This is a genomic window from Variovorax raffinosi, assembly GCF_051216615.1.
GTDB lineage: Bacteria > Pseudomonadota > Gammaproteobacteria > Burkholderiales > Burkholderiaceae_C > Variovorax.
The window spans coordinates 1-5987 of sequence record NZ_JBPJZR010000032.1 but is presented as its reverse complement, the minus strand read 5'-3'; the positions used below and the strand labels follow the sequence as shown (position 1 = coordinate 5987).

Below are 5987 nucleotides of genomic sequence, written 5' to 3'. Positions count from 1 at the left end.
AAAAACTGTCATATACTCGTGGGCTCAGCTGATCGCGCTGCAAAGCGTGTCTGGTGGTTCAAGTCTCTTCGGAGCGAGCGGCTAGGCGGTTGAGAAAAAAGTCTTCGAAAGTTGACGCTGCTTGAAAAAACAGTGCATAATCGAAGGCTTCGCTGAAACGGCTTCAGCGTCTCGTGATGAAAGTTGCGGGGTGCTAAAAGAAGATGAAGAAAGCGAAAATAGTTTGATAAGACTTTAAAAGTCGTGTTAGACTAGAAGGCTCCGCTGAAACAGCTTCAGCGTCTCGCAGCGAAGGTTGCGGGGTGCTAGAAAAGAAGATGTTGAAAGCGAAAAAAGTTTGACGATACTTAAAAAATCGTGATAGACTACAAGGCTTCGCTGATCACAGCAAGCAAGACGAAGTAAACGAAAAGTTGCTTCGGGTTCGTTAAAAATTTACAGCCGATAAGCGTGGGCGTTTGAAGGTAATTGCGTAAGTTCTTCGGAACAAGTCGCAAGACTTAAAAACGCTCATGAGAATAGAAGTGAAGTTCACTTTAATTTCTTTTTTTATGAGTTTTGCTTGACCGCGAGGTCAGGCGCAAAAATCAAGATCGAACTATAGAGTTTGATCCTGGCTCAGATTGAACGCTGGCGGCATGCCTTACACATGCAAGTCGAACGGCAGCGCGGGAGCAATCCTGGCGGCGAGTGGCGAACGGGTGAGTAATACATCGGAACGTGCCCAATCGTGGGGGATAACGCAGCGAAAGCTGTGCTAATACCGCATACGATCTACGGATGAAAGCAGGGGATCGCAAGACCTTGCGCGAATGGAGCGGCCGATGGCAGATTAGGTAGTTGGTGAGGTAAAGGCTCACCAAGCCTTCGATCTGTAGCTGGTCTGAGAGGACGACCAGCCACACTGGGACTGAGACACGGCCCAGACTCCTACGGGAGGCAGCAGTGGGGAATTTTGGACAATGGGCGAAAGCCTGATCCAGCCATGCCGCGTGCAGGATGAAGGCCTTCGGGTTGTAAACTGCTTTTGTACGGAACGAAACGGTCTTTTCTAATAAAGAAGGCTAATGACGGTACCGTAAGAATAAGCACCGGCTAACTACGTGCCAGCAGCCGCGGTAATACGTAGGGTGCAAGCGTTAATCGGAATTACTGGGCGTAAAGCGTGCGCAGGCGGTTATATAAGACAGTTGTGAAATCCCCGGGCTCAACCTGGGAACTGCATCTGTGACTGTATAGCTAGAGTACGGTAGAGGGGGATGGAATTCCGCGTGTAGCAGTGAAATGCGTAGATATGCGGAGGAACACCGATGGCGAAGGCAATCCCCTGGACCTGTACTGACGCTCATGCACGAAAGCGTGGGGAGCAAACAGGATTAGATACCCTGGTAGTCCACGCCCTAAACGATGTCAACTGGTTGTTGGGTCTTCACTGACTCAGTAACGAAGCTAACGCGTGAAGTTGACCGCCTGGGGAGTACGGCCGCAAGGTTGAAACTCAAAGGAATTGACGGGGACCCGCACAAGCGGTGGATGATGTGGTTTAATTCGATGCAACGCGAAAAACCTTACCCACCTTTGACATGTACGGAATTCGCCAGAGATGGCTTAGTGCTCGAAAGAGAACCGTAACACAGGTGCTGCATGGCTGTCGTCAGCTCGTGTCGTGAGATGTTGGGTTAAGTCCCGCAACGAGCGCAACCCTTGTCATTAGTTGCTACATTCAGTTGGGCACTCTAATGAGACTGCCGGTGACAAACCGGAGGAAGGTGGGGATGACGTCAAGTCCTCATGGCCCTTATAGGTGGGGCTACACACGTCATACAATGGCTGGTACAAAGGGTTGCCAACCCGCGAGGGGGAGCTAATCCCATAAAACCAGTCGTAGTCCGGATCGCAGTCTGCAACTCGACTGCGTGAAGTCGGAATCGCTAGTAATCGTGGATCAGAATGTCACGGTGAATACGTTCCCGGGTCTTGTACACACCGCCCGTCACACCATGGGAGCGGGTTCTGCCAGAAGTAGTTAGCTTAACCGCAAGGAGGGCGATTACCACGGCAGGGTTCGTGACTGGGGTGAAGTCGTAACAAGGTAGCCGTATCGGAAGGTGCGGCTGGATCACCTCCTTTCTGGAAACAAGCAATTTAATTTAAACGCCCACACTTATCGGTTGTTGGAAGAAGTCGAAATCTTCATTGATTCTCGATTGGGTCTGTAGCTCAGCTGGTTAGAGCACCGTCTTGATAAGGCGGGGGTCGTTGGTTCGAGCCCAACTAGACCCACCAAATCTTCTGATTTCTCGTGTGAGAGTTTTGGGGGATTAGCTCAGCTGGGAGAGCACCTGCTTTGCAAGCAGGGGGTCGTCGGTTCGATCCCGTCATCCTCCACCAATAACAAAATCGATACTTATACTCAACACCAAAGCAGCTTCCTGCGAAAGCAAGAGGCTTCTTTGTTGTTGATCAGGATCTCTTGATCAATCGGCTGTTCTTTAAAAATTCATAGAGTCGAATCAGCGTTGCTGATGGAAACTGCACATTCGTAAAGGTTTAGTGCAGACCGTGCCATCAGCAACATAGAATTTTTGATTGCGTCAAAAGAAACTTCAATTTCGAGTCAAATCGAATTTTGAATGTAACGGCATAACGCGTCAGGTGAAAGACCTGACATATTCCTTGAGATGATTTTGTAGTTTCGCAAGAAACGTCAAAGTTATAGGGTCAAGTGAATAAGAGCACGTGGTGGATGCCTTGGCAATGATAGGCGACGAAGGACGTGATAGCCTGCGATAAGCTTCGGGGAGCTGGCAAATTAGCTTTGATCCGGAGATTTCCGAATGGGGAAACCCACCGAAAGGTATCGCATGATGAATACATAGTCATGCGAGGCGAACCGGGTGAACTGAAACATCTCAGTAGCTCGAGGAAAAGACATCAACCGAGATTCCGAAAGTAGTGGCGAGCGAAATCGGAAGAGCCTGTTAGTGATAGCACAAGACATAACGGAACAGCTTGGAAAGGCTGGCCATAGCGGGTGATAGCCCCGTACGTGAAATGACCTGTGTGGTACTAAGTTAACGACAAGTAGGGCGGGACACGAGAAATCCTGTCTGAATATGGGGGGACCATCCTCCAAGGCTAAATACTCATCATTGACCGATAGTGAACTAGTACCGTGAGGGAAAGGCGAAAAGAACCCCGGGAGGGGAGTGAAATAGATCCTGAAACCGCGTGCTTACAAAAAGTAGGAGCCTCGTAAGGGGTGACTGCGTACCTTTTGTATAATGGGTCAGCGACTTACATTCAGTGGCAAGGTTAACCGAATAGGGAAGCCGTAGAGAAATCGAGTCCGAATAGGGCGATCAGTCGCTGGGTGTAGACCCGAAACCAAGTGATCTATCCATGGCCAGGATGAAGGTGCCGTAACAGGTACTGGAGGTCCGAACCGACTAGTGTTGCAAAACTAGCGGATGAGCTGTGGATAGGGGTGAAAGGCTAAACAAACTTGGAAATAGCTGGTTCTCTCCGAAAACTATTTAGGTAGTGCCTCAAGTATTACCATCGGGGGTAGAGCACTGTTTTGGCTAGGGGGTCATGGCGACTTACCAAACCAAGGCAAACTCCGAATACCGATGAGTACAGCTTGGGAGACAGAGCACCGGGTGCTAACGTCCGGACTCAAGAGGGAAACAACCCAGACCGCCAGCTAAGGTCCCTAAAATTGGCTAAGTGGGAAACGAAGTGGGAAGGCTAAAACAGTCAGGATGTTGGCTTAGAAGCAGCCATCATTTAAAGAAAGCGTAATAGCTCACTGATCGAGTCGTCCTGCGCGGAAGATGTAACGGGGCTAAGCCAGTTACCGAAGCTGCGGATTTGCAATTTATTGCAAGTGGTAGGAGAGCGTTCTGTAAGCCTGTGAAGGTGCGTTGTAAAGCGTGCTGGAGGTATCAGAAGTGCGAATGCTGACATGAGTAGCGTTAAAGGGGGTGAAAAGCCCCCTCGCCGTAAGCGCAAGGTTTTCTACGCAACGTTCATCGGCGTAGAGTGAGTCGGCCCCTAAGGCGAGGCAGAGATGCGTAGCTGATGGGAAACAGGTCAATATTCCTGTACCGTTATATAGTGCGATGTGGGGACGGATCTTAATAGGTCATCCGGGTGTTGGATATCCCGGTTTAGTTGGATGTAGGCGTGCACTAGGCAAATCCGGTGCACATATACCGAGGCCAACGATCGAGCCAGCTTGCTGGTGAAGTGACTGAACGAGGTTCCAGGAAAAGCCACTAAGCTTCAGCTATATACGACCGTACCGCAAACCGACACTGGTGCGCGAGATGAGTATTCTAAGGCGCTTGAGAGAACTCAGGAGAAGGAACTCGGCAAATTGACACCGTAACTTCGGAAGAAGGTGTGCCCTATTAGTGTGTAGTGAACAACGAAGCATGAATGGGTTGCAAAAAATCGGTGGCTGCGACTGTTTATTAAAAACACAGCACTCTGCAAACACGAAAGTGGACGTATAGGGTGTGACGCCTGCCCGGTGCTGGAAGATTAAATGATGGGGTGCAAGCTCTTGATTGAAGTCCCAGTAAACGGCGGCCGTAACTATAACGGTCCTAAGGTAGCGAAATTCCTTGTCGGGTAAGTTCCGACCTGCACGAATGGCGTAACGATGGCCACACTGTCTCCTCCTGAGACTCAGCGAAGTTGAAATGTTTGTGATGATGCAATCTCCCCGCGGAAAGACGGAAAGACCCCATGAACCTTTACTGTAGCTTTGTATTGGACTTTGAACAGATCTGTGTAGGATAGGTGGGAGGCTTTGAAGCAGGGTCGCTAGATCTTGTGGAGCCAACGTTGAAATACCACCCTGGTGTGTTTGAGGTTCTAACCTAGGTCCATTATCTGGATCGGGGACAGTGCATGGTAGGCAGTTTGACTGGGGCGGTCTCCTCCCAAAGCGTAACGGAGGAGTTCGAAGGTACGCTAGTTACGGTCGGACATCGTGACGATAGTGCAATGGCATAAGCGTGCTTAACTGCGAGACTGACAAGTCGAGCAGATGCGAAAGCAGGACATAGTGATCCGGTGGTTCTGTATGGAAGGGCCATCGCTCAACGGATAAAAGGTACTCTGGGGATAACAGGCTGATACCGCCCAAGAGTTCATATCGACGGCGGTGTTTGGCACCTCGATGTCGGCTCATCTCATCCTGGGGCTGTAGCCGGTCCCAAGGGTATGGCTGTTCGCCATTTAAAGAGGTACGTGAGCTGGGTTTAAAACGTCGTGAGACAGTTTGGTCCCTATCTTCCGTGGGCGCTGCAGATTTGAGGAAGCCTGCTCCTAGTACGAGAGGACCGGAGTGGACACACCTCTGGTGTATCGGTTGTCACGCCAGTGGCATTGCCGAGTAGCTAAGTGTGGAAGAGATAACCGCTGAAAGCATCTAAGCGGGAAACTCGTTTCAAGATGAGATCTGCCGGGGCCTTGAGCCCCCTAAAGAGTCGTTCAAGACCAGGACGTTGATAGGTCAGGTGTGGAAGCGCAGTAATGCGTTAAGCTAACTGATACTAATTGCTCGTGCGGCTTGACCCTATAACTTTGATCAATCTGATCAAGGTGTTATGCCAAGTTGACGCATTCAAAATAATTCGCCAAAAGCTGATTCCAAACTCTATGAATTCGTTTGACTGATCATGTGATCAGCCAGACAACCCTTTATGCCTGATGACCATAGCGACGTGGTACCACTCCTTCCCATCCCGAACAGGACAGTGAAACGCGTCAGCGCCGATGATAGTGCGGGTTCCCGTGTGAAAGTAGGTCATCGTCAGGCTCTTACAGCCCAGAAATCCCCAGTCAGCAATGACTGGGGATTTTTGCATTGGGGAAACCGAAACCAAAACACTCAGCCAAAGATCGGGCGCTTTAACGGCCGTACGCAAATACCAAAGAGAACCAGAATCTCAGAGATTGCGAAGAAACGAGCC

Annotated in this window: 2 tRNA genes and 3 rRNA genes; all 5 read left to right on the top strand. The window is 50.0% G+C overall.

The window, feature by feature from the left end:
* Positions 1–595: 595 nt before the first annotated feature.
* The 5 genes from ACSFB7_RS37680 to rrf all read left to right on the top strand — a co-directional run bounded on the left by ACSFB7_RS37680 (position 596) and on the right by rrf (position 5833).
* Positions 596–2130: ribosomal RNA gene (locus ACSFB7_RS37680) — 16S ribosomal RNA — on the top strand.
* 79 nt (positions 2131–2209) lie between these two features.
* Positions 2210–2286 (top strand) — tRNA-Ile (locus tag ACSFB7_RS37675).
* 29 nt (positions 2287–2315) lie between these two features.
* Positions 2316–2391: transfer RNA gene (locus ACSFB7_RS37670), tRNA-Ala, on the top strand.
* A gap of 328 nt (positions 2392–2719) precedes the next feature.
* Positions 2720–5592: ribosomal RNA gene (locus tag ACSFB7_RS37665) — 23S ribosomal RNA — on the top strand.
* A gap of 128 nt (positions 5593–5720) precedes the next feature.
* A 5S ribosomal RNA gene (gene rrf, locus ACSFB7_RS37660) occupies positions 5721–5833 on the top strand.
* The 16S, 23S and 5S rRNA genes sit together here with 2 tRNA genes alongside, the layout of an rRNA operon.
* Positions 5834–5987 lie beyond the last annotated feature (154 nt).